Origin of the sequence: Agrobacterium sp. ICMP 6402, assembly GCF_009498615.1 — a bacterium.
Taxonomy (GTDB): Bacteria; Pseudomonadota; Alphaproteobacteria; order Rhizobiales; family Rhizobiaceae; genus Agrobacterium; species Agrobacterium burrii.
Genome location: NZ_QSNV01000001.1, coordinates 508,786 through 534,326, shown reverse-complemented (window position 1 = coordinate 534,326; position 25,541 = coordinate 508,786). Strand labels below are relative to the sequence as shown.

General features: G+C 59.7%; 18 protein-coding genes. 9 read left to right on the top strand and 9 right to left on the bottom strand.

Annotation, left to right across the window (positions count from 1 at the left end):
* Nucleotides 1-89: 89 nt before the first annotated feature.
* A complete protein-coding gene (locus DXT96_RS02710) occupies nt 90-1,754 on the bottom strand; it encodes an electron transfer flavoprotein-ubiquinone oxidoreductase (RefSeq protein ID WP_153513445.1) in 1,665 nt (554 codons plus the stop codon).
* 584 nt (nt 1,755-2,338) lie between these two features.
* On the opposite strand from DXT96_RS02710, the gene DXT96_RS02705 reads away from it, so the two are divergent.
* Entirely contained in the window at nt 2,339-3,232 is an 894-nt protein-coding gene (locus DXT96_RS02705) for a sensor domain-containing diguanylate cyclase (RefSeq protein ID WP_153513444.1), read from the top strand.
* Between the two features lie 91 nt (nt 3,233-3,323).
* Here the strand turns inward: DXT96_RS02705 and DXT96_RS02700 are convergent, their stop codons facing one another.
* Entirely contained in the window at nt 3,324-4,244 is a 921-nt protein-coding gene (locus DXT96_RS02700) for a cation diffusion facilitator family transporter (RefSeq protein ID WP_153513443.1), read from the bottom strand.
* A gap of 80 nt (nt 4,245-4,324) precedes the next feature.
* Between DXT96_RS02700 and DXT96_RS02695 the strand changes: the two genes are divergently transcribed.
* Complete coding sequence (locus tag DXT96_RS02695; RefSeq protein WP_153513442.1) at nt 4,325-5,113, top strand: SDR family oxidoreductase; 789 nt, start codon at nt 4,325-4,327, stop codon at nt 5,111-5,113.
* A 22-nt stretch (nt 5,114-5,135) separates the two neighbouring features.
* On the opposite strand, the gene DXT96_RS02690 is transcribed toward DXT96_RS02695, so the two are convergent.
* Entirely contained in the window at nt 5,136-6,113 is a 978-nt protein-coding gene (locus DXT96_RS02690) for a sensor domain-containing diguanylate cyclase (RefSeq protein WP_153513441.1), read from the bottom strand.
* Between the two features lie 431 nt (nt 6,114-6,544).
* Here DXT96_RS02690 and DXT96_RS02685 point away from each other — a divergent pair, with 431 nt between their 5' ends.
* The 3 genes from DXT96_RS02685 (at nt 6,545) to DXT96_RS02670 (ending at nt 9,138) form a co-directional block, all read left to right on the top strand.
* The gene (locus DXT96_RS02685; RefSeq protein WP_149898922.1) at nt 6,545-7,843 is read left to right on the top strand and encodes an Hsp70 family protein; all 1,299 of its coding nucleotides are present in this window, start codon (nt 6,545-6,547) and stop codon (nt 7,841-7,843) included.
* Nucleotides 7,844-7,886: 43 nt separating this feature from the next.
* The gene (locus tag DXT96_RS02680) at nt 7,887-8,795 is read left to right on the top strand and encodes a uracil-DNA glycosylase family protein (RefSeq protein WP_153513440.1); all 909 of its coding nucleotides are present in this window, start codon (nt 7,887-7,889) and stop codon (nt 8,793-8,795) included.
* A gap of 151 nt (nt 8,796-8,946) precedes the next feature.
* Nucleotides 8,947-9,138, top strand: coding sequence for a hypothetical protein (locus tag DXT96_RS02670; RefSeq protein WP_003509784.1), 192 nt, complete (start codon nt 8,947-8,949; stop codon nt 9,136-9,138).
* Nucleotides 9,139-9,516: 378 nt separating this feature from the next.
* On the opposite strand, the gene DXT96_RS02665 is transcribed toward DXT96_RS02670, so the two are convergent.
* Both DXT96_RS02665 and DXT96_RS02660 read right to left on the bottom strand, forming a co-directional pair.
* Nucleotides 9,517-10,455, bottom strand: a complete 939-nt coding sequence (locus DXT96_RS02665; RefSeq protein ID WP_153513439.1) for a DMT family transporter — start codon at nt 10,453-10,455, stop codon at nt 9,517-9,519.
* Between the two features lie 185 nt (nt 10,456-10,640).
* Complete coding sequence (locus DXT96_RS02660; RefSeq protein WP_153513438.1) at nt 10,641-11,045, bottom strand: hypothetical protein; 405 nt, start codon at nt 11,043-11,045, stop codon at nt 10,641-10,643.
* Between the two features lie 348 nt (nt 11,046-11,393).
* Here DXT96_RS02660 and pepN point away from each other — a divergent pair, with 348 nt between their 5' ends.
* From pepN to DXT96_RS02645, 3 genes are all read left to right on the top strand, one after another.
* Nucleotides 11,394-14,042, top strand: coding sequence for an aminopeptidase N (pepN, locus tag DXT96_RS02655; RefSeq protein WP_153513437.1), 2,649 nt, complete (start codon nt 11,394-11,396; stop codon nt 14,040-14,042).
* Nucleotides 14,043-14,177: 135 nt separating this feature from the next.
* Nucleotides 14,178-14,498, top strand: a complete 321-nt coding sequence (locus DXT96_RS02650; RefSeq protein ID WP_153513436.1) for a carboxymuconolactone decarboxylase family protein — start codon at nt 14,178-14,180, stop codon at nt 14,496-14,498.
* Nucleotides 14,499-14,734: 236 nt separating this feature from the next.
* On the top strand, nt 14,735-17,071 hold the full coding sequence (locus DXT96_RS02645; protein ID WP_153513435.1) for a PAS domain-containing sensor histidine kinase: 2,337 nt from the start codon (nt 14,735-14,737) through the stop codon (nt 17,069-17,071).
* Between the two features lie 192 nt (nt 17,072-17,263).
* On the opposite strand, the gene DXT96_RS02640 is transcribed toward DXT96_RS02645, so the two are convergent.
* A complete protein-coding gene (locus DXT96_RS02640; RefSeq protein ID WP_371418771.1) occupies nt 17,264-20,233 on the bottom strand; it encodes a bifunctional [glutamine synthetase] adenylyltransferase/[glutamine synthetase]-adenylyl-L-tyrosine phosphorylase in 2,970 nt (989 codons plus the stop codon).
* A 321-nt stretch (nt 20,234-20,554) separates the two neighbouring features.
* Between DXT96_RS02640 and DXT96_RS02635 the strand changes: the two genes are divergently transcribed.
* A complete protein-coding gene (locus DXT96_RS02635; protein WP_153513434.1) occupies nt 20,555-21,418 on the top strand; it encodes a MipA/OmpV family protein in 864 nt (287 codons plus the stop codon).
* 61 nt (nt 21,419-21,479) lie between these two features.
* On the opposite strand, the gene DXT96_RS02630 is transcribed toward DXT96_RS02635, so the two are convergent.
* The 3 genes from DXT96_RS02630 to DXT96_RS02620 form a co-directional block, all read right to left on the bottom strand.
* Nucleotides 21,480-22,889 carry a HAMP domain-containing sensor histidine kinase gene (locus DXT96_RS02630; RefSeq protein WP_149899031.1) on the bottom strand — a complete coding sequence of 470 codons (1,410 nt, stop codon included), beginning with the start codon at nt 22,887-22,889 and terminating at the stop codon, nt 21,480-21,482.
* A gap of 9 nt (nt 22,890-22,898) precedes the next feature.
* Nucleotides 22,899-23,657, bottom strand: a complete 759-nt coding sequence (locus DXT96_RS02625) for a response regulator transcription factor (protein WP_149898914.1) — start codon at nt 23,655-23,657, stop codon at nt 22,899-22,901.
* A 272-nt stretch (nt 23,658-23,929) separates the two neighbouring features.
* Nucleotides 23,930-25,483 (bottom strand): Do family serine endopeptidase, encoded by a 1,554-nt coding sequence (locus tag DXT96_RS02620; protein WP_149898913.1) that lies wholly within the window; start codon nt 25,481-25,483, stop codon nt 23,930-23,932.
* Nucleotides 25,484-25,541: the final 58 nt, after the last annotated feature.

Below are 25,541 nucleotides of genomic sequence, written 5' to 3'. Positions count from 1 at the left end.
TGTCCCGAGGATCTGCAACGTCTTGATTTTGGCGACGTGTTTAGATCCTTGGGACAAGCCCAAGGATGACGGCGGATGCCTCTGCGACATCACATATTGGCGTAAACCGGCCCCTCACCGCCTTGCGGCGGCACCCAGTTGATATTCTGGTTGGGATCCTTGATGTCGCAGGTCTTGCAGTGCACGCAGTTCTGGGCGTTGATGACGTAGACCTCCTCGCCGTCCTTCTCCACCCATTCATAAACGCCGGCCGGACAGTAGCGTGTTGAGGGACCGGCATAGACGTCATGTTCGGAGCGCTTCTGCAATTCCATGTCCTTCACCTGAAGATGCACCGGCTGGTCCTCCTCATGGTTGGTGGAAGACAGGAACACCGAGGACAGACGGTCGAAAGTCAGAACGCCATCGGGTTTGGGATAGGCGATCGGCTTGTGCTTCGAAGCCGGCTCGAGGCTTTGCGCATCCGTCTTGCCATGCTTCAGCGTGCCGAAGACCGAGAAGCCGAACAGCTGGTTCGTCCACATGTCGAGACCGCCAAGGCCGACGCCAACCAGCGTGCCGAATTTCGACCATAGCGGCTTGACGTTGCGGACCCGCTTCAGATCCTTGCCGATATCGCCTTCGCGCCATTCGGCCTCGATCTCCGCTACCTCGTCATGGGCGCGGCCGACTGCAATCGCGGCGGCGATCTTGTCCGCCGCCAGCATGCCCGACAGCACCGCATTATGGCTACCCTTGATGCGCGGCACGTTGACGAGACCGGCGGAACAGCCGATCAGCGCGCCGCCCGGGAAAGTGAGCTTCGGCACCGACTGGTAACCGCCTTCGGTGATGGCGCGCGCGCCATAGGAGATGCGCTTGCCACCTTCGAATGTATCGCGGATGGCCGGATGCGTCTTGAAGCGCTGGAATTCCTCGAAGGGATAAAGATAGGGGTTCTTGTAATTGAGGTGCACCACGAAGCCGACGGCAACGAGATTATCCTCGAGATGATACAGGAACGAGCCGCCACCGGTCTTGAAGCCCAGCGGCCAGCCGAAGGAGTGCTGCACGAGGCCCTGTTTGTGGTGTTCCGGCTTGACCTGCCAGAGTTCCTTGATGCCGATGCCGAATTTCTGCGGCTCGCGATCCTTCGACAGGTCGAATTTGGCAATCAGCTGCTTGGCGAGCGAACCACGTACGCCCTCTCCAACAAGCACATATTTGCCGTGCAGTTCCATGCCGCGGGTGAAGGCAGGGCCAGGCTCGCCGTTCTTTTCGATGCCCATATCGCCGGTGGCGACACCGATGACAGCGCCTTTGTCATTATAAAGCACTTCGGTGGCGGCAAAGCCCGGATAGATCTCGACGCCGAGCCCTTCCGCCTTTTCCGCCAGCCAGCGACAGACCAGCCCAAGCGAGACGATGTAGTTGCCGTGATTGTTCATCAAGGGCGGCATCATGAAATTCGGCAGGCGGATGGAACCGGCCGGGCCTAAAAACATGAACTGGTCGTCCTTGACCTCGGTCTTGAAGGGATGCCCCTCCTCTTCGCGCCAGCCGGGCAACAGCCGGTCAATGCCGATGGGATCAACCACCGCACCGGAGAGGATATGGGCGCCGACTTCAGCACCCTTCTCAAGAACGACGACCGAAAGCTCAGGCTGCACCTGCTTCAGCCGGATCGCGGCGGCAAGACCCGCAGGACCCGCTCCGACAATCACAACGTCGAATTCCATCGCTTCGCGTTCGGGCAGTTCCATCGCTTCCGTCATCTCGTCCTCTCAGATCGCCGGTCCCATCCGGCTGTTATTATATCCGCTTTCCGGCATCGACAGGGCATTGCCGGTGCGAGGTAAAAAGCCCGTGCGCAACAAGGAGTTCGCCTCCCCTGTCTTCGCAAAGCAAGACGCCTTTGTCGAGCTTCTATAGCGGCAAAACATGTCGCAGGCCAGTCAATTGTCAGACAACCTGATGATTGATTTATTACTTTTACGTTCACGTAATAAAATAAGAGCGATGCGTATTTGCGTCAAGAGTGGTTGGTGTTTGGGGAAGCTGGGGCTTCCGCATTGCGCCACAAGCGCATATGGCTCACATTCGTCGGCAATGGCTGACGCAGGCTCCAATCTGCGACGAGCAGAAACGGATCGCTGTCGAAGTTAAAGCTCCTCCCGGTCAGTCGGGAACGACTTTCGCACCTCCCATAATTTAGCATTTAAGAAAAGTGAAATGCTGTTGTGGCAATCTGGAGGAACCAGCAGGCTGATCTGCAAATGAAATACGTGCCATGTGTGCGTGCACATACGGGTGTTTTGTAGCAGGGCCACGTCGTCAGGCAATGTGAGAAAGCGATTCCTTGTTTACACAGCAGCAATTGATTTCCATCCTTTCCTCCCTTCCAGACCCCGCGTTCATCTTGACGCGCAGCGGCCGTTATGCGGCTGTATTCGGAGGGAAAGACCTTAGACACTATCATGACGGTAGCGGTCTTGTCGGGCGTAGTATGTTCGAGATGCTGAAAGAAGAGAAGGCAAGGTGGTTCGCTACCGAAATTGAAAAGGCGCTGGCAAGCGGTGTGCTCCATATCGTCGAATATGAACTCAGCGGCAGTGATGTCAAAGGAGCCGGCGACGGTCCCAGTCATTCCATCTGGTTCGAAGGCCGCGTTCAGGCGCTCGATTTTCAAGTAGAGGGCGAGGCTGCCGTTGTCTGGGTAGCGAGCAATATTACCGATAAGAATGACGTCCAGCAGAAGCTCCGCCAACTGAGCGAAACCGACGCCCTGACGGGGCTATATAACAGACGCAAGCTGATTGAGACGCTCGACCACCGGTTAGCGATCTTTGAACAAGAAAAATCGCAGACTTCTTTACTCGTATTTGATCTCGACAATTTCAAACAGCTTAATGACCAGATGGGGCATCACGCAGGCGACATGGCCCTGGTGGAAATTGCGCGCCTGTGCCGACAGCACCTGCGCCAGAACGATGTGATTGCCCGTTTCGGGGGAGACGAGTTCGTGGTTGTGATGCCGGGCACCCATCGTAACGATGCGTTGGAAATTGCCGAGCGACTGCGTGAGAATGTTCCGATCACCCTGAAGCAAAGCCTGCGTTACGAAGCGACTATCAGCGGCGGTGTCAGCGAATTCGGCCAGCCTGATCGCTTTTCCAGCGATATACTCAAACGCGCCGACGAGGGCTTGTATTTGTCAAAACGCGCCGGTCGCAACCGGGTGTCAGCTCTATAATTCCAGTCGACGCAAACTGTTCCTCCTTAGAGGGGTGGCTTCGGACCAGAAGCGACCAATGTAGTCAGCCACCTCGCATCAACTGCCCCCCTCAAATCGCCCATTCCTCATCCGTCGTAAACACAATCGTCAGCCAGCGATCCGCACCCTCGCCGCCCAGCGCATCGCCGATCTCGTCGCGGATCGCATCCCATTCTTCCAGATGCCGGGGCGGCCAGTTTTTCGGGACGATGAAGAAGAGTTCGATCTGTCGGCCACGGCCGACGCGGGCGACATAGGAATAATGCGAGGCGAAGCCGAATTTCCCCACCGTCTCTGTCGCCACCCGATCCACATGCTGCTTGAATTCCAGCGGGGTGACCAGAAGAATATCGGCGAGCGCCTGTTTCACATTGCCGAGCGGCATGGGGATGATGACGAGGCAGACCAGCGCGAGCACGGCGGGGTCGATATAGGGGGCGATCCACGCGTGGGTCGTTCCCGTGAGGCCATAACCAATGGCGAAGGCGACGAACAGCGCGATGCTCAAGAGCGCGCTCATCAGCCAGCTTTTGGCGTCCAGCGCCACGAAGGCGGATTTCAGCCTGCGGTTCTGCCTTTTGACGAACCATGCCATGGCAAGCGAGACGGCGAAGCTGAAGAAGGTGACGATGATGGCGTAGTCGAACTCGATCGATCTGCCGCCATCCATCAGGCTGTCGATGGCATTGATCAGCGCATAGATCGCAGCGCCCATCAGAAGTGTGCCGTTGAGGCCAAGCACCATCGGCTCCAGATGCCAGAAACCCATGGTGAAGCGCTCCGCCAGTCTGCCACCGGGGCGCGGCGCGGCGGAGGCCGCGATCAGTCGCGCCACCAGCAGCGCCAGCACCGTCATGAAGGCGTCGGTGAGCGCATAAACGCCATCGAACACCACCGCGAAAGAACCGGAGAACAGACCCGCGCCAATGCCGAACGCGGCCAGCAGGACCGTGACGGCGATGGAAAACTTCAGCAGAGATTGTTCTGTCATGACGTGTATTTGACCTTCAAAATCGGACGCCACCTTCCTATAAACAGCACAGACACTCCTCACAAGACAGGACAAACCCCATGGATTTCGGCATTTCCGGCAAACGCGCCCTCGTTCTCGCCTCCTCTCGCGGCCTTGGGCTGGGCATTGCCACGGCGCTGGCCAAGGAAGGCGCAAACGTTCTTCTCGTCGGCAGAAGCGGCGAGAAGCTGGCTGCAAACTGCAAGGCAATCAATGCGCTCGGCAAAGGCAAGGCCGACTGGGTCTGGGGTGATCTTGCCGATGACAATTTCGTCGAGGCCATGGTTCAGGCCGTGAACGACAAGCTGGGCGGCATCGATATTCTCGTCAACAATACCGGCGGCCCGACACCCGGCCTTGCACAGGAGATGACGACCGAGAAGCTCGACACCTTCTTCCAGTCGATGGTGCTGCGCGTCATCACGCTCACCAACGCGCTGTTGCCGCAGATGAAGGAACAGGGCTTTGGCCGCATCCTGACCGTCGCCTCATCCGGCGTGTTCGAACCCATCGCCAATCTGGCGCTCTCCAACACCCTGCGCGGCGCGCTGGTGGGCTGGAGCAAGACGCTGTCCAGCGAAGTGGCCGGTTTCGGCATCACCTCCAACCTGCTTTTGCCCGGCCGCATCCACACCGATCGCATCGACGAGCTGGATGGCGCCAACGCCAAACGTCTGGGCAAAAGCGTCGAGGAAATCCGTGAAGCTTCGGTCAAGACCATTCCGGCCGGTCGCCTCGGCACGGTGGAAGAGTTCGCCGCCGCCGGCGCTTTCCTCTGCTCGGTGCCCGCAAGTTATATCACCGGCACGATGCTGCGGGTGGATGGCGGCGCGGCGAAGTCGAACTGACAGCCGCCAACACATACACCCGTCAGGAGACCGCTTCGTAGATCACGAAGCGGTTTCGGCCGGTATTCTTGGCTTCGTAGAGGGCCGTGTCGGCGCGACGCAGAACGTCGCTGGCGCTTTCACCGGGATTGGCAAAAGCGATGCCGGCCGAGCAGCTATAGCGGAAATCCGGCATATCCCCGAGCGGTGACGCATCAGCCAGCGACGACAGCAGCCCCTGCATGACGGCCTCGGCGTTATGCATCCGCGAACCGCCAAGGACCAGCAGGAACTCCTCTCCGCCGATCCGGCCGATGAGATCGTCGCGCCCGACGCTCGCGGAAAGCCGCGCGGCGAAATCCTTGAGAACCAGATCGCCGCAGGCATGTCCGAAGCGATCATTGACCGACTTGAAGTGATCGATATCCATGATGATGACGGCGAGCGCCTGCGCCTTGTTGGGGCCGAGCATGTGATTGAGGCTATCCATCGCATAACGGCGGTTGCCGAGACCGGTTAGTTCGTCGCTCAACGCCAACTTCAACGCCCTGTCGCGCTCCTGCCGCAGATCGCGCAATTCGATGCCGAGTTCGGAAATATCGGTGATCACGCACAGCATCCAGCCGCCCGGCAACGTCGTTTCAGTCGTCAGCACCCAGCGCCCATCATTGAGACTGGTCTCAATGGTGCGGAAGGGCAGCTTGCCGCGCCGCGTTCTGGCGGAACGCAGCCAGAGTTCGAAATCGGAGGTTTCGACGGCGGTGCCGGTGGAACTGCGATATCCGCTACGCATAAGGTCCACCCAACTCGGAAAACCAGCCGGGCCGATGCCGAGCGCCTTGCGAAACACCGTATTGGCGAAACGCAACTCGTCGCTGCCGTCAAAAAGCGCATAACCCTGCTGCGACGCTTCCATGAGGTTGAGAAGCTGCCGGTTGAAAACCGTAATCTCGCCCCGCACCGACTCGGGACAGTCCAACGGCACGTTTTCCAGGAGGGAATTGGTCATCTTGCGGGACATCAAAATTTCCGGGTTGGGAAGTCAACAGGTGAAACGCAATATAGGAACTTCGATTTATATTCTTCGAGTATAAAGTATTTAGTACATGTGGACCCGACCGTTGCCTTGCCACCTAATCTTCCGATTTGTACCATTATAACCGCAAACCCCTAAAGATATTGCAGAAAACTATCTGCATTCTTTCATGCTCGCATAAGCAAATCGTTTACCATCCGCTGCCCTATAGATGTTTCCCCAGCCCCCTTCAGGCAAAGGGGACAGCCCCTCCGGCAGCGATCGGCCGAAAAACGGCGGCCGACGCTTGCCATTCCATCTGCCCTGTGCAATCAACCGCCCTCCTCTGACATCGGGACGCCAAAGGCATCCCTTATTTTCACGCCGGGCCACCCAAGGGCCGGGCGAATATTTCTTTCGGCGACAAGGATATGGCGATGACGCAAAAGCGGGCACTTGGCCTCGATTTCGGCACGACCAACACGGTCATGGCTCTTTCCAACGGTGACGGCGACAGCCGTTCCATGCGTTTCACCAGCAGCGCCGGTACGGATGACAGCATGCGCACGGCGCTTTCCTTCATGAAGGATGCAGGCCTTGGTGCGGCCGCGCTGCATGTGGAGGCGGGCCATGCCGCCATCCGGCAATTCATCGACAATGCCGGGGACTGTCGTTTCCTGCAGTCGATCAAGACATTTGCGGCCTCGCCGCTGTTTCAGGGCACGCTTATCTTCGCCAAGCGCCAGAGCTTCGAGGATCTGATGGAGGTGTTCCTGCGCAAGCTGAAAACCTATGCGGGTGACGAATGGCCGGGCGACGTCTCGACCGTCATCGCCGGCCGGCCGGTGCGTTTCGCCGGGGGCAATCCGGACGAAGCGCTGGCGCTTGCCCGTTACAACGAGGCGCTGACGCGCGCCGGTTTTCCGGAAATCCACTATGTCTATGAGCCGGTGGCGGCCGCCTATTATTTCGCCCAGAGCCTGAAGAAGGACGCCAATGTGCTGGTAGCGGATTTCGGCGGCGGCACCACCGACTATTCGCTGATCCGTTTCGAGACCCATGCCGGCAAGCTTTCCGCCACCCCCATCGGCCATTCGGGCGTCGGCGTGGCGGGCGATCATTTCGACTTCCGCATGATCGACAATCTGGTCTCGCCCGAGATCGGCAAGGGCAGCAAGTTCAAGAGTTTCGACAAGGTGCTGGACGTACCATCCGGTTATTACGTGAATTTCGGCCGCTGGAACCAGCTGTCGATCTTCAAGACTTCTAAGGAATTCACCGCCCTTAAATCGCTGGTGCGCTCGGCGCTGGAGCCGGAAAAGCTCGAAATGTTCATCGATCTGGTGGACCATGATGAGGGTTACCCGCTCTATCAGGCGATTTCCGCCACCAAGATGGCGCTTTCTTCGGCTGAAGAGGCCGAGTTCAACTTCACGCCACTTGGCAAGGCCGGGCGCAAGATGGTGAAACGCAGCGACTTCAACGGCTGGATCGCCGACGACCTCGCCAAGATCGAGGGCGCGCTGGACGAGGTTCTGGAAAAGACGCAGGTAGCCCCCGAAGCCATCGACAAGGTGTTCCTGACTGGCGGCACCTCCTTCGTGCCGGCGGTGCGGGAGCTTTTCACCCGTCGTTTCGATGCGGACAAGATCGAAACCGGTGGCGAACTGCTCTCGATTGCCCATGGTCTGGCCATGATCGGCGAAAGCGGCGACATTCAGCGCTGGACAGCGTGATTTACGGGTTCCCCGGGCGGGGAACATGGGATAATTTCCACCCATGATCGCCGCCCACGACCTTTCTCCGGCCGAACTTGCCGCCCTCCTGCATTTCCATGCGGATGCGGGCGTGGACTGGCTGCTGGAAGACCAGCCGCTCGACCGTTTTGCCGAATTTGCCGCCGCCCGCCCTGCCCGGCCGATGCAGGGACAGGAGACGGGCGCTGCCGCACGCCAGCCCGTGCAGCGACCGATGGAACGCAGCGACACACCCCAGCACTCGCCGCAGCAGCAGCCGAAACGCCAGGCACCGGCCCGTGGCGCGCCTCCTGCCCCCGCCATTCAGCAGAATGTTGCCATGCCGGACGAACAGGCCGTCGCGGCAGCGCGTTTTGCAGCCGAAAGCGCAAGATCGCTTGCCGAGCTGAAAACCGCGCTTGAGGGTTTCAGCGGCTGCAATCTCAAGAACAGCGCCCGCAGCACGATTTTCACCCAAGGCGACCCCGCATCCCCTGTCATGATTCTAGGCCCCATGCCGGATGCCGATGACGACCGCGAGGGCTTGCCCTTCGCCGGCAAGACCGGGCTTCTGCTTGACCGGATGCTTGCAGCCATCGGCCTTGAACGCAGCACCATCATGCTTGGCAATGTCGTGCCGTGGCGGCCGCCGGGCAACCGCCCGCCGACTCAGGCGGAAATGGATATCTGCCGCCCCTTCATCGAGCGTCAGATCGCGCTGGCGGAGCCGAAACACCTGTTGCTTCTTGGCAACTTCACCGCACGTTTCTTCTTCGGCGGCACGGGAACGATCCATACGATGCGCGGACAGTGGCGTGATGTCGCAGCCGGGCACCTTGTTTTGCCGGCTCTGGCCAGCCTGCACCCGCAGGAACTTTTGAACGCACCAGCCTCCAAGTCATTGGCATGGCAGGACTTATTGGCGTTTCAGGCAAAGGTTACGCAAGGCTGATTGCCTTATTTCTGCTCAGTGTAAACGAATTATGAAAAAAGCCATGCGCAATTCGCATAACAGCGACGCATTTGGCTGGCTTGCCGAATCCATGCTGCGCTGCGATATACCGTCGTGTCTTGGGAGGAATTCGGTTTAAGGAACCAAGGCAATGACCACTCGCTTCCGTCCGGTGCATTCCGGCTTTGAAACGCTCCGTCTGGCGGGCCTCGGCCCACGCTCCAGTCAGGGTTACCATCGTTTCGGCGCTGCCGCTAACGAACAGATGACCGCACGCGCTGCCATGCAGCAGGTCCGCGTGACGCGTCCTTCGGCTGTCTTTGCGGATTTCCGCGAGCGCTAAGAGCACTCAGGCCAGTATAAAGCTGGTCCACATATATGATTGCGCGCTGGCGTCTTTCCTCGGGAAGGCGCCTTTTGCTTTTGTGGGTTTTGCTGAGAGAGACGGCGAGGTTATGAACCTTGCCAAATACTCTGACGTCATCCTCGGGCTTTTCGTAGTGTTGTCCGATTCAGATTTCTGCACGCTCATGACATCGAAATTGAGGGCGCAAGGGTAGCATTTTTCCCGCGACGTCATCCTCGGGCTTGACCCGAGGATCTAATCACCTCAACAAAATCAAAATGTTGGCAGATCCTCGGGACAAGCCCGAGGATGACGTCGAGAGAAGAAATATCCGTCGTCATCAACTTCAACGGAACACATCGGGGAACGGCAACTTCATCCCTGCGGTGTCGAGGCCTTGCGTGCCGCGCGTCTCGCCAGCCCCAGCTGATGCTCGCGGAAAATGATGAAGATGCCGGCGAGGATAACGATCGCCGTGCCGATCAGCATGGTGAGCGTGGGAATGTCTCCGAACAGGACGTAAGAGACCGCGATCCCGAAGATGATGGAGCTGTATTCGAAGGGTGCGATGACCGAGACTTCCGCATGGCGGTAACTTTCGGTCAGAAAGATTTGCGCAATGCCGCCACAGATGCCGCTGGTGATCAACAGCACGGCCTGCGTCATGGTCAATACGCTCCAGCCGAAGGGCACGCTCACCAGCGACAGCAACGTGGCGGTGAGCGAAAAATAGAGCACGATGGTCGGTGTTTTTTCGGTATCGACCAATTGCCGCACCTGGATCATCGCCAGCCCGCCAAGGGCTGCACCACACAGCACGGCAATTGCCCCCAGCCCCTCGCCGGCGGCAAAGCCGCCTTCGCGCAGAAGCGTCATCTTCGGCCATAAAATCACCAGCACGCCCATCATGCCGACGAAAACCGCGCTCCAGCGATAGACACGCACCTTCTCCCGCAGGATGAAAGCGGCGAAGACGACCGCCAGCAGCGGCGATGCGTAGCCAATGGCGATGAATTCCGGCAGCGGCAGCATGGTCAGCCCGTAAAAGCCGCAGGCCATGGACAGGATGCCGAGAAAGCCGCGCTTGAAATGACCGAGAAGATTGTTGGTGTGCAATGCGCTTGGCAGCGCATGCAGCCAGGCGAGATAGACGACAATCGGGATAATGGCGAAAGCGGAACGGAAGAAGGTGATCTGGCCGGCCGGCACATCGGGACCGGCGGCCTTGATACAGGTCTGCATGACAAGAAAAAAGCCAACCGAAATCAGCTTCATGCTGATCCCGCGGAAGGGATTGGTCGGTTCGGCGTTCATTGGCAGTTACTCATATCGGCTGCGCAAACACGCCATCGGTAAATTTTTCATGCGGGGAGGACGACGCAGGGGAATTGGATTTGCGCAAGGCTAGAACATTCCTTCCGGCCTTTACATCAAAAAATGTTATTCACCCATGAATTCGGTTGATTGTTGTGCTGCTTCGCTCCCGACATGCCCGTCGATCAATATTCGTACAGGACGGGGAAAACGATATTAACCGATTGCCGCTTTTCAGTTTTTGGTAGCGGCCTGAGATTTGGTATGCGCTTAACGGCGATCATATGCCGCCTTTTTATGGACGGCGTTCCCTCGGCAGAACGAATTTTTCGATGCGAGATCGATCCATCGGCTTTCACCGTCAATCCAATAATGGCTTCCCCCTGCTGTTGCGGCTCACTGCTACCCGCCATCGATGTGAAAATGTTTTTGCGTTGCCTACCAAGGTCTCGATGTACGTTACGCATCCACTCTGCCATTTCAGCAGAGGTCCGAGAACGATGGGTTTTGGCCGCGTCAGCGAATGCTGGCGCCGAAGCCAAGATGGACAATGACAACATCACAATAAAAAAAAGCAGCCGCGCCATCATTTAAAGCCCTTAAAAATCTGTGTCAGCCAGTCGACGACGCAACTACTAAAAAAATTGCAACTAGATATCAATTTCGCCGCTGTGCTGCAGGTAAATAGTTTTGGCGGATCGATCGACATAAGTTTTTCATAAAATTAGAAACACTTCAGCAATCGTTCAACATTTGCTGCGATGGTCCATGGGTCCGGCGGCGGGAGGATCGTCTGCATGACCGGTAAAGCCTTTTATGGCGGGACAGAATGTCCTCCGATGCGCACATGAACGTGACGAATACTCCACCTATTTTACATCCCGGCCTTATGACGACATGATGGCGGGAAGACCACGCTAAGTTATTCAGGAACAGTCATGCGAACAGACACGGGCCAGATCGTTCACCTGGCAGATTACCGCCCCACCGATTTCGTTCTGGAGCGGGTGGATCTCACCTTCGAACTCGACCCCAAGCATACCAAGGTCGAAGCCCGTTTGATCTTTCACCGGCGCGAAGGCGTCGACCCACAGGCACCGCTTGTTCTTGATGGCGACGAGCTGACGCTTTCGGGCCTGCTGCTCGATCAGGTCGAGATCCCTGCCAGCCAATATGACGCGACGCCCGACAGCCTGACCATCCGTGATCTGCCGGCGGAAACGCCCTTCGAGATTTGCGTCACCAATTACATCAATCCGCAGGTCAATACGCAGCTGATGGGGCTTTATCGCACCAATGGCGTTTATTGCACCCAATGCGAGGCGGAAGGTTTCCGCCGCATCACCTATTTCCCCGACCGTCCCGATGTTCTGGCGCCCTATACGGTGACGATCATCGCGGCGAAGGAAGGCAATCCGCTGCTCTTGTCGAACGGCAATTTCCTCGGCGGTGGCAACTACGATGAAGGCCGGCACTTCGCCGCCTGGTTCGACCCGCATCCGAAACCCAGCTATCTCTTCGCACTCGTCGCCGGCGATCTCGGCGTGGTGGAAGACACGTTCACCACGGTTTCCGGCCGTGAAGTGGCGCTGAAAATCTATGTCGAGCACGGCAAGGAGCCGCGTGCGGCCTATGCGATGGACGCGCTGAAGCGTTCGATGAAATGGGACGAAGAACGTTTCGGCCGCGAATACGACCTCGATATCTTCATGATCGTCGCCGTCTCCGATTTCAACATGGGGGCGATGGAGAACAAGGGTCTCAACGTCTTCAACGACAAATTCGTGCTGGCCGACCCGGAAACCGCATCTGACGCCGACTACGCCAATATCGAGCGCATCATTGCACATGAATATTTCCACAACTGGACCGGCAACCGCATTACCTGCCGCGACTGGTTCCAGCTGTGCCTGAAAGAAGGCCTGACGGTTTATCGCGATCAGGAATTTTCCGCCGACATGCGCTCGCGCCCGGTCAAGCGCATCGCCGATGTACGCCACCTGAAATCGGAGCAGTTTCCGGAGGATTCCGGTCCGCTGGCGCATCCGCCGCGTCCCGATACCTACCGCGAAATCAACAATTTCTACACGACGACCGTTTATGAAAAGGGTGCCGAAGTCACCCGCATGATCGCCACGATCCTCGGTGCTGACGATTTCAAGAAGGGCATGGACCTTTATTTCGAACGTCATGACGGCGAAGCCGCAACGGTTGAAGATTTCGTCAAGAGCTTTGCCGATGCCAGCGGCCGCGATCTGTCGCAGTTTTCGCTGTGGTATACCGAGGCTGGCACGCCGCTGGTCTCCTTCTCTTCCGCTTATGATGCCGGCAAGGCCATGTTCAGCCTGACGCTGGAACAGACCGTGGCGCCGACACCCGGACAGCCGGTAAAACAGCCACGGCACATTCCGCTGTCGCTGGCGCTGATTCTCGACAATGGTCAGATCGCCGAGCCACAGACAGTCGCCGGCGGCGAATATCGGGATGGTGTACTGCACCTGACCGAGCGCAACCAGACTTTCTCCTTCTCCGGCATTTCGTCGCGGCCCGTGCTGTCGATCAACCGTAGCTTCTCGGCACCGGTCAATCTGCATTTCGAGCAGAATGCCGCCGATCTGGTGCAGATCGCCCGACACGAGACGGATATGTTTGCCCGTTTTCAGGCGCTGACCGATCTTGCCTTGCCGGCACTGATTGCCGCCACCAAAGCCGTGCAGAACGGCGCTGAAGTGCGCACGGACGCCGAACTCATCGCAACGCTTATTGAAATCGTCGGCGATTCCTCGCTCGAGCCCGCTTTCCGCGCACAGGCGCTGGCGCTGCCAAGCGAAACGGATATCGCCCGCGAACTGGGTGGCAATACCGATCCGGACGCCATTCACAAGGCGCGCAACGCCACCATAAAGGCGATCGCAACAGCCGGGCTTGAAACCTTCAGGCAGCTTGCGGAAGGAGCGGGTAACGGCGAGGCCTACAGCCCGGATGCGGACAGTGCCGGACGCCGTTCGCTTCGCAACGGCGCGCTCAGCTTCCTTGCCTTTGCCGAGGAAACCCCTGCCCGTGCGGCAAAAGCCTATGCCGACGCCACCAACATGACCGATCTCGCCCATGCGCTCAGCGTATTGACCCAGCGTTTCCCCGACAGTGCCGAGACGAAAGAAGCGCTTACCGCCTTCGAAACACGCTTCGCCGACAATGCGCTTGTTCTCGACAAGTGGTTCTCGCTGCAGGCCGCCATTCCCGGCGACGGGGCACTGGACCGCATCAAGGCGCTGATGAAATCGAAACATTTCATCGCCACCAATCCGAACCGGGTTCGCTCGCTGGTGGGCACGCTCGCCTTCGCCAACCCGACCGGCTTCCACCGTGCCGATGGCGCGGCCTATCGGTTCCTGGCGGAACAGATCATCGCCATCGACAAACGCAACCCGCAGCTTGCCGCGCGCATTCTCACCTCCATGCGTTCATGGCGGTCTCTGGAGGCGAGCCGCGCCGAACACGCCAGGGCGGCACTTTCGACGATTGCTGACGCCAACGGCCTGTCCACGGATGTGAGCGACATTGTCGGGCGTATCCTGAAGGGCTAACCCAAACTTCCGCTTTGCCACCATTTCGAACATGCCGTTACGCCGTCTTGATATCCATCAAGGCGGCGTAACGCATTGCGCAACATGATGATCTCAAGGGGCCAAAACCGGCCCGGCAGCAGGAAGGAATTGCAGATGACCGACATGTCCAGGGCCAGCGCTTCGTTTCAGCGCTTCATGACGGACGCTCCCGCCCACAGTGCGGCATGGCTTCACACCGTGCAGAAACTGGGTGTGGCATCCACGCTTGATGTGAAGACCCAGAGCCTGATCTATATCGGCATTCTGGCCGCCCTGCGCCTTGAAAGCGGCATCGCCTTTCATGTCATGGAAGCCAAAGCGCGTGGCGCAAGCCGCGACGATATCATCAGCGCGGTGCTGACCGGTCTGCCGGCCGCCGGAAACGGCGTCGTCAGCGCGCTTGGCCCCGCTCTCGACGCCTTCGACGGCGTCTGAAAGCCGCTTCCCCCGCCTCCCGCGACAGCCGGCACTGGAGTGCCGGATCACTGATTTCGCTCATAATTCCCGACTTCGACGGGGCCGGGCGGAACCGTCCCGAAAAAATACGGAGTCGGTTCAAGGGGTTAAAATTCTTTTAACTTTTGCCTCTGGACAGGGCGAATCGCATTTGATTCACTAGCCATATTCGAGCGGCGGCGCTTCGAATCAGGGGACATCACAAAGGCGGGACAATGACGAACGTGCGGCGGGCGACTGCGGGCGATGAGCGGCCGTATGCCAAATTTTCCGATCTTGCGGCCTGGGGTGAGAAGCTCTCCAGCGACCTGATGGGTTTGATGAACGGCTCCGACCGCCCGGCGCCGCAGGTCGAGACGCTGCTGAAGCGGCTCATCCCCATTCTCATCCTCGCCTTTCTGGTCGTTGTTGCAGCCTCGCGCATGCTCGGCATCGTTGCCGAATACAGCCGCATGGAAGAGGCCGCCCGCCACTCCACCGCACTCACCGCGCTCACCGCCAAGGCGGCCCTCGTCAACAACGGCACCGTCTTCACCTCGCAGGATCGCGCCCGGGCCGAGGCAAGCCTTGTCGCAGCGCTGCCATCGGGCAGCCTTGCCGATGGCACCATGGTGCTGCTTTCCGGCAGCAATGGCCGGATTTTTGCCGGCGCCGGCAAGGAAGCGATGCTCTATATCGGCACGTCGCTTCCCGCCTTGCTTCCGGAAATCGCCATCGTACAGCGTTTTCCCGGCTCCCCCGGCACCATCGAGACCAATATTGACGGCCAGCAGCATTATGCGACGATGATCCCCTTCGGCGACGACGGCGCGATGGTGATTGCGGCGCGCTCGCTGCAGCCGATACGCTCCTTCTGGCGCAGCGAAATCGCCATGAATGTCACGCTGTTTGCCGGCATCTCCTCGATCCTGCTCGTGGTGCTTTACGCCTACTACATGCAGGTGAAGCGCGCCCGCGACGCCGACGACATCTTCGCCGAATCCAACCTGCGGGTGGAAACGGCGCTGTCGCGTGGCCGCTGCGGATTGTGGGATTTCGATCTTTCCTCGCGCCGCATGTTCTGGTCCGGCTCGCTTTACGAAATTCTGGGCATGCCGCCCAAAGCTGCACCACTGTCCTTTTCCGATGCTGCCCGGATGATGCATTCGGAAGACGGCAATCTCTACGAGCTTGCCCGTGCCGTCGGCTGCGGCAACCTGCGCCAGATCGACCAGATTTTCCGCATGCGCCACGCCAAGGGCCACTATGTCTGGCTGCGCGCCCGTGCCCAGGTCATTCGAACCAGTAACGGCCCGCGCGTCATCGGCATCGCCATGGACGTCACCGAACAGCACCGCCTCGCCCAGCGTTACGCCGAGGCCGACCAGCGCCTTGCAGATGCGATCGAATCCACCTCGGAAGCCTTCGTGCTTTGGGACAAAAACGACCGTCTGGTGATGTGCAACACCCATTACCAGAAGGCTTATGGCCTGCCGGACAGCGTGCTGGTGGCCGGCACCGAAAAAAGCACCGTGCATGCGGCGGCAGCCCGCCCCGTGGTGGAGCGTCGCGTGGCCGATGCCGACCAGTCCGGTCTGTCGCGCACCACGGAAGTGCAGCTGGCCGACGAGCGCTGGCTGCAGATCAACGAACGCCGCACCCATGATGGCGGCCTTGTTTCCGTTGGCACCGATATCTCGCTGCTCAAGCGCCATCAGGAACGGCTGCGCGATTCCGAACGCCGGCTAATGGCGACCATCGGCGATCTCTCCGCCTCCCAGCACAAGCTGGAGCGGCAGAAGACGGAGCTTTCCGACGCCAATGCCAATTACCTCGCCGAAAAAGAGCGCGCTCTGGCCGCCAACCGGGCGAAATCCGAATTCTTGGCCAATATGAGCCATGAGTTGCGCACGCCGCTCAACGCCATTCTCGGCTTTTCCGAAATCCTGCAGAACGAAATGTTCGGGCCGGTCGGTTCGCCGAAATATTCTGAGTATGCCCGCGATATCCATGACAGCGGCAAGCACTTGCTCAATGTCATCAACGATATTCTCGACATGTCGAAGATCGAGGCGGGCCATATGCGCATCAACCGCGAGACCATCGATCTCGCACCACTGATCGAGGAAACGCTGCGTCTGACCGCCATTCAGGCTGAGCAGAAGAACATCACCGTGCAGCAGAAGGTCTGCGCCGGACTGACCATGCAGGGCGACCGCCGCGCCATGAAGCAGATCATGCTCAACCTTCTGTCAAACGCCGTAAAATTCACAGGCGACGGCGGCCGCATTGCGCTGCGCACCCATGTGCATGAAGCCGCGATGATCCTCACCATCGCCGATACCGGCATTGGCATTCCCACCCAGGCTTTGGAAAAGATCGGTCAACCCTTTGAACAAGTGCAGAGCCAATATGCCAAGAGCCAGGGCGGCTCTGGTCTCGGGCTTGCGATTTCCCGCTCGCTTGTGAAGCTGCATGGGGGAACGATGAAGATACGCTCCTGCGAAGGTAGGGGCACGGTGGTGACGATCATTATTCCGCATGCGGCGGGGCATTGTGGGACGGTGCATTGAACATTGGCAGTCCGGGCTTACCCCCTCTGCCCTGCCGGGCATCTCCCCCACAAGGAGGGAGATCAGCGAGAAGGATGCTCACCGACAAATTCGCAAGGTTTGAGATGATCGAGCGATTGCCGCGGGTCGATCTCCCTCCTTGTGGGGGAGATGCCCGGCAGGGCAGAGGGGGGTAAGCCACACCCACCAACCCTAACCACCATTCTTCACCGTCGCCACAAAAACCTTCCGCACCACCTTCGACAGCCGCTTCACCTCCCCCTCCAGCGTCGCGATGTCAGGGCAATCCCCCGCCCGGCAGACGAGGTCGATCAATCCAGCCGGCGCTTCCTTCGGATTAAACGCGCCGTCGATACATAGCCGCACGATCTGCGATATCTCGGTATAAAGCCCCATCGCCGCCATGCAGTCGTCGAACGCCTGCGGCTCCATCACGGGCGCGGCCAGCACCTGCAGCGCCTCAGCCGTGTTGCGGCCCGGTTCATGGGGGCCAAGGCCTTTTACGGGGCCGACCAGCGCCAGGTATTGGGTGATGAATTCCAGATCAACCAAACCGCCATTGATAAGCTTGAAGTCCCAGATGTTCTCCGGTGGCTTCTCCTGCTCGATGAGGTTTCGCATCTCCAGCACATCGGCGGAAACCTTGGCCACATCGCGCTTCTGCGAAAGGATGGAGGCGATGATGTCGCTTGCATCTTCCATCAGTGAGGCTTCGCCGCAGATCAGCCGGGCACGGGAAAGCGCCATGTGCTCCCAGGTCCAGGCTTCCTCGCGCTGATATTTCTCGAAGGCGGAAATACGCGTCGCCACCGGCCCCTTGTTGCCGGAAGGGCGAAGCCGCATGTCCACCTCGTAAAGCACGCCTTCGGCCGTTGGCGCAGACAGTGCCGCGATCAGCCTTTGCGTGACGCGGGTGAAATACCGCACCACATCGAGCGGCTTTGCACCGGTGGATTCCTGGGCGGCATCGTCATAATCGTAAAGCAGGATGAGATCGACATCCGAACCGGCGGTGAGTTCGAAGGAGCCGAGTTTGCCCATGCCCATGACGGCGACACGGCCGCCGGGATAAGGTCCATGCGCCGCTTCCATTTCCGCCAGCACGGCATTTAGCGCCGCCTCTATCACCAGATCGGCAAGATGGGTGAAAGCGCGGGCGGCGACCTCGCCGCGGATCGCACCGGTCAAAAGCCGCACGCCGATCAGGAACCGCTGTTCGGCGGCGAAAATGCGCAGCCGGTCTAGAATATCCTCGTAATGGCGGGCATTGGAGAGGAAATTGCCCATACGATGGGCGAGATATTCGCGCGTCGGCACGTCGCTCATCAGCGCCGGGTCCAGCATACCGTCGAAGACATGCGGGCGGGCGGCGATGATTTCGGCAAGACGCGGGGCCGAAGACATGATCGTTACCAAGAGCGACAGCAGCGCCGGATTGTTGCCGAGCAGTGAAAACAGCTGGATGCCCGCCGGCAGGCCGGAGAGGAAATTGTCGAAGCGCAGCAGCGCCTCATCCGCCCGCTTGCTTTCGCCGAAGGCGCGCAGCAGGTCCGGCGTCAACTCCGTCAGCCGCTCACGCGCCTCTACCGATTGCGTCGCCCGGTAGCGGCCATTGTGCCAGGTGCGGATGACGCGGGAAATATCCTCCGTCCGCTCGAAGCCCAGCGTGGAGAGCGTCTTTAACGTATCGGGATCGTCCTTCTGGCCGGTGAAGACCAGATTGCCGGCCTCGCCCGACAGTTTCGTCTCCTGCTCGAACAGCGCCGAATAACGCCGCTCCACCAACCGCAGCACCTCTTCCAGCTTCTCGGAAAAGGCCTTGGTATCGGCAAAACCGAGCATGAAGGCGATGCGCTTCAATTCCGTTTCAGTGTCCGGCAGCACATGGGTCTGCTCGTCGCGCACCATCTGGATGCGATGCTCCACCTCACGTAGGAACCAATAGGCCTCAGTCAGGCTGTCACGCGTCTCGGCATCGATCCATTTCGCTTCCGTCAGCGCCGCAAGCGCCTCCTCTGTCGCCCGCACGCGTAGCGGTGGCATGCGACCGCCGGCGATCAGCTGCTGCGTCTGCGCGAAGAACTCGATTTCGCGAATGCCGCCGCGCCCGAGCTTGACATTATGGCCCTTCACCGCGATGGCGCCGTGGCCCTTATGCGCATGGATTTGCCGCTTGATGGAGTGGATATCGGCAATCGCCGCGTAATCGAGATATTTGCGGAAAATGAAGGGCGTCAGCTCACGCAGGAAGTTTTCACCCGCCTTGATGTCGCCCGCCACCGGCCGCGCCTTGATATAGGCGGCGCGTTCCCAGTTCTGGCCCCTGCCCTCGTAATAAAGCAGCGCCGCTTCCACCGGAATCGCGAGCGGCGTCGAGCCGGGATCGGGCCGCAGCCTGAGATCGGTGCGGAAGACATAACCATCCGCCGTGCGCTCCTGCATGATACGCACAAGACGGCGCATCATGCGTCCGAAATTCTCCGTTGCATCATAGGGGTCGTCGATAATGCCAGCCGTTGGTTCGAAGAAGACGACCGCATCGATATCGGAAGAATAGTTGAGTTCGCGCGCGCCGAGCTTGCCCATGCCGAGAACGATCAGGCCGGAACCCTCGCTCGGCGCAGCGACGTTCTTCAGTTTCAGCTTGCCGCTTTCATGCGCGGAAAGCAGCAGGTGATCAATGGCGGCGGAGAGCGATGCATCCGCCATCTCGCTCAGCCAGCTCGTCGTATCGCGGGCGGTGAAGATGCGTGCCAGATCGGCAAGGGCTGCCACGAAGGAGAGCCGCCGCTTGGCTACTCTCAACCGCGACATCACCTCGTTTTCGACGGGGACGCCGCCCTCTTGTCCAGGCTTCCAGCAATCGCGCGCGTCACGGACGAGATCGGTGAGCAACGGTGTGAGCGGCTTCGAAATCGCCAGCGTCAGCAGCCCCTCATCCGCCGAGGCCATGTCGCGCAGATAGGGTGACAGGGTGAAAGCCGCAGCAATGAAATCTTTCAGCGGGCTTTCCTCCGCCAGCAACGCGGCCACCGCCGGCTCAACCTTGCCGATGTCCTTCAGCGTGGAAAGAACGGATTTCAGTTCCGTCTGCGTATAGGGGCGGATCACGCCCGGCAGAACCTCGCTCAGCCGCCTTTTGGCGTTTTGGGGTTTCGTCACCGTCTCTCTCCCTCTTGCCGCTTTCGCATCCGCACTCTTCTGCCTGCAGCTTTTTCAGGGACGGGCCGCTCCCCGCAAACCGTCCCGCCGCCGTCCTCTGCCGAAGCGTTTGGACGCATAGACTTGGCGTTGTAACAAATGCGAGGCGCTTTGCGATGAGGAAAACCGTTTTTGGCGACGTTTTCCAAGGCCGCGCCCCGGTTTTTCACTCGCAAGTGCAAGTCCCGGCACCACGTAATGTCTCCGCAATTGTGCCCGCGTAGCGTCCTCCTCAACGAAACCCGACTCCCCGGTTTTCCAACGCTCGATGCTGCAACGGATATGATCATGAAACAATTTTTTACGGTGAAATGGCAAAAGAACCTGCGTGCGATGGCATTGTGCCTGACAGCGCTGCCCATGGCGCAGATCATCTCTACGCCCGCTTTTGCCGCCGATATCGGCAAATCGGACAGGCTCGCCGATCCGCAGGGCAATTTCGACAATGCCCGCTACAGCAACTCCAGCGACTGGAAGATCACACTCGGCGTGGGCGCGGCCTATGCCCCCAAATATGAAGGCTCCGACAAGCTGGAAGCCGGTGCCGTTCCGTTGGTCTCCGTGCAATATGGCGATACGCTGAGCATCGATTTCAGCGGCGCCACCGTCAATGTCCTGAACCAGAACGGTTTCCGACTGGGTATCAAGGGCGGCTGGGAAGCCGGACGCAAGGAGAAAGACGACAAGAAGAACCTGCGTGGGATGGGCGACATCAAGGCGGGCGGCGTGGTCGGCGGCGTCATCGCTTATGGCATCGACCCCTTCGAAATCTACGCGAAGGTCGACAAGACCATTGGCGGCAGCGAAGGCCTGACGGCCACGGTCGGCGCGAGCGTCTCGCACAAGGTCGACCAGTTCATCCTCGGCGCGGACCTTTCCGCTACCTGGGCGGATGACAACCACATGAAATCCTATTTCGGCGTCACCTCGGCCCAATCCGCCCGCTCCGGCCTGCGCCGTTATGACGCCAAAGCCGGCTTCAAGCGCATCGACGCCAGCGCCTCGGTCTCTTACATGATGACGGAAAACTGGATGATCACCGGCACCGGCGGCGTCGGTTTCCTCCTGGGCGACGCCAAGGACAGCCCGGTGGTGAAGAAGGACATACAGCCATTTGCGATGGTGGGCGTGGCCTATACGTTTTAAGGCTTATCTGAACCGTTCGGCGGGGATACCCTTCCCCGCCAGATACGCTTGTTGACGATCCTCAGCGGCTATTGCCGGGAAACACCATCGAAACCGTCAGTCCCGGACAGGCCGCATTCGACGCATCGGTGTCCGACAGCACCAGCGAACCGCCATGCAGTTCCATCACCGCCTCTACCAGAGAGAGACCAAGGCCGGTGCCGGGTTTGGAGCGGCTTTCATCCAGCCGCACGAAACGTTTCAGCACCTCACCGCGCTTGTCGGCGGGAATGCCGGGACCGCTATCGGCCACGGACAGCACGATTGCGTCTTCTTCTCTCGCCAGACGGACGACGAGCTTTTTGTCGCCTTCGCCTTCGCAGGCATATTTCATGGCGTTGTCGATGAGGTTCGATAGGGCCTGGCCGATCAGTTCGCGGTTGCCCTGCACCGAAAGTCCGGGTGCTATCTGGGTTTCCAGCACAAGGCCGGCATCTTCGGCCACCGGCTCGTAAAGCTCGGCGCTGTCTGCGGCGATTGCCGAGACGTCCACATCGGTCATTTCGGCGGCGATCGAGCCGGCCTCGACGCGGGAGATCATCAACAGCGCGTTGAAGGTGCGGATGAGCTGGTCCGATTCGGCGATAATGCCCTCGAGTGCTGAGCGCCTTTTGGTTTCGTCATCGTCGTCCAATGCTGCGGCAGCCTTGTTGCGCAGCCGGGTCAGCGGTGTCTTCAGGTCGTGGGCGATATTGTCGGAAACCTGCCGCAAGCCTTCGTTCAGTTTTTCGATGCGGCCGAGCATGGCATTGAGCGAGCCGGACAGCCGGTCGAACTCATCTCCCGAGCGGCCCTGCGGCAGGCGCTGGGAAAGATCGCCGGCCATGATCTTCTTGGTCGCCGCCGACATGCGGTCGATGCGTTTCAGCGCATTGCGGCCGATGCCGAACCAGATGAGCAGCGCGCCGCCGCTCATGATGGCCAGCGCCACCATCAGCGCATTGCGCACCAGCGCCCGGAACTTGGTCGGCTCGCCAAGATCGCGGCCGATCAGAATGCGCAGACCATTATCCAGCAGGAATATATTGGCGGTGGCGAGATGCTGCACGCTGTCGCCGCTTTCGGAATAACGCTCGTAACGGAAGGGGAAACCAGTCCAGCCTTCCTTGTCGAAGATGCCGGGCTGCACGGAGGCAACGTTGCCGGCGAGGATTTCGCCATTCGGCCCGGCAATGACGTAAAGGCTCGCGCCCGGCTGGCGGGCGCGGCGCTCCATCATCCGCAGCAGCGGATTAATGCCGCCACGATTATAGATACGCTGCACATCCGAGACTTCCTGTAGCACCGCGTCGCGCGTCTGCTGGTTCAGCAGCTTTTCGGAAAGGGCGGTGACGTAAAACACGAGAAAGGCGGCGCAGAGCGCGAATAAAAGGATATAGAGCGCCGAGAGGCGCACCGCGGTCGACCGGAACAATATTCTGAGGCGGGCCATTTTCGGCAATCAGCCCTCATCCTTCATCATGTAACCGGCACCGCGAATGGTCTTCAGCAGCGGCTTTTCGAAGTCCTTCTCGATCTTTGAGCGCAGGCGCGAGACATGCACGTCGATCACATTGGTCTGCGGGTCGAAATGATAGTCCCAGACATTTTCCAGAAGCATGGTGCGGGTCACCACCTGACCGGCATTTTTCATCAGATATTCCAGCAGGCGGAATTCGCGCGGCTGCAGCAGGATTTCCTTACCTCCGCGACGCACATCATGCGACAGGCGGTCGAGTTCGAGATCACCGACCCGGTAGACCATGTCCTGCTCGGGCTTGCCCTTGCGGCGGCCAAGCACCTCGATGCGGGCGAGCAATTCGGAAAAAGCGTAGGGTTTCGGCAGATAATCATCGCCGCCCGCGCGCAGGCCCGTCACGCGGTCATCCACCTGTCCCAGCGCGGAAAGGATCAGAACCGGCGTCTCGATGCCCCGGCGGCGCAGCTCGCTGATGACGGAAAGCCCATCACGGCGCGGCAACATGCGGTCGATCACCATCACGTCGTAAGAATTTTCGCAGCCCATGAACAGGCCGCTCTCACCGTCGCTCGCGTGATCGGCGACGATCCCGGCTTCGCGGAACGCCTTGGTCATATAGGCCGCAGCCTCGAGGTCGTCTTCAATGACAAGAATCTTCATGTGCGGGACAATAGCGCCCTCGCCCTTTTCCGCACAACCGGAAAGAGATGCGACAGACATTTCCTGGGCCTTGTTTTCCATGAGGTTTCCTCCGCGATGCTGCTTGGACCGGCGTTGCGGGTCCTTATCTTCTCCCCGCAGGGGAGAAGGTGGCCCGAAGGGTCGGATGAGGGGGCAAGCGTGCGGTCTATCGCTGCCCTTGCCCCCTCATCCCGCTGCCGCGACCTTCTCCCCCTCGGGGAGAAGAAACAAGCGGCGCTCGCTCACTCCATATGCTTTGTCTCGTCCTTGAGACGAAACATATTCAGTGGCCATGCCGGCTCCCTAAGGAACCGACATCGCCTTTCTATTTATCAACCCTGGTCGATATCCAGAGCGATGAAGCGGCTGCCGTCGTCCGTCTGGATCTGGAACAGCGCCTTGGAGCGTCCGTCCTTCTTGGCCTGTTCGAGGATCTTCTCGATATCGGCGGCGGAAGCGACCTGCTGGTTGTTGACGGAGGTGATCTTCTCGCCCGTCTTCAGGCCACGGGCAGCGGCGTCGCTGTCGGGATCGACATCGGTGATGGCAAGGCCGTTGCCGTCATCGGCGGGCGAAACCGTGAGACCAAGGCTGGACAGCACCTTCTCGCTGGAGGACTGGCTGCCCTTGTCGTCGTTCTGGGCAGGCGTCGCCTTGGAAGCGTCGTCGCTGGCGAGATCGCCGAGCGTCACGGTTACCGACTGCGACTTGCCACCGCGCCAGAGCGAGATTTCAACCTTGGCGTTGGGGGCCATGCCACCGATGCGGCGCGACAGGTCGCGGGCATCCTTGACGGGTTCGCCATTGACGGCGGTGATGATGTCACCCTGCTTGATGCCGGCCTTGTCGCCCGGCGAGCCGGACTGCGGCGAGACAACGAGTGCGCCGCTTGCTTCGGAAAGACCGAGCGATTCGGCGATATCCTTGCTGACGGGCTGGATCTGCACGCCGAGCCAGCCGCGTTCGACCTTGCCGTCCTTCTGCAGGTCGGCAATCACGTCCTTGGCCACCGATGCGGGGATGGCGAAGGCGATGCCGACATTGCCGCCGGAGGGCGAGAAGATGGCGGTGTTGATGCCGACCACTTCACCGTTGAGGTTGAAGGCGGGGCCACCGGAGTTGCCACGGTTCACGGCAGCGTCGATCTGCAGGTAGTCGTCATAGGGGCCGGAGCCGATATCGCGGCCGCGGGCGGAGATGATGCCCGAGGTCACCGTACCGCCGAGACCGAAGGGGTTGCCGACGGCGACGACCCAGTCACCGACGCGGATCTTGGTGTCATCGGCGAATTTCACATAGGTGAACTTGCGGTTCACATCGACCTTCAGCAGCGCCAGATCGGTGCGCGGATCACGGCCGACGAGCTTGGCATCGAGTTCGGTGCCGTCATTCATCACGATCGTATAGGCGGAACCGTCATCGACAACGTGGTTGTTGGTGACGACATAACCGTCTTCGGAGATGAAGAAGCCAGAGCCCTGAGCGACCGGGCGCAGCGGACCCTTACCGTCACGGTGGCGGTTCGGGCCACGGTCGGAACGATCCTGGTTAGGGCCGCCGAATTCTTTGAAGAAGCGCTTCAGCGGATGGTCGTCCGGCAGCTGGTCGAGACCACGGCCGCCGAAATTGAAAGAGAAATTGCTGGAATCATCGGAGGCGGGCTGCACGTTCGACTGGACGCGAACGGAGACGACGGCGGGCGAAACCGCATCAACAACATTGGCAAAGCTCGGAACCTGCGGCGCAGTCACTTCGACGGGTGCTGCAAACGAATGGGCGATCGGTGCGGCGATGCCGGTGGACAGCATCAGCGCGGCAAGACCGCCGACGGTCGTGGCCTTCAGGGCCGTCTTCAGCGAGAAACGTCCGTTTTGAGAGTGAGACATTGGTACCTTCTTTCTTCATTCAGACTAGAGCCCGTTTGACCGGGGGAGAAGCGGTGGA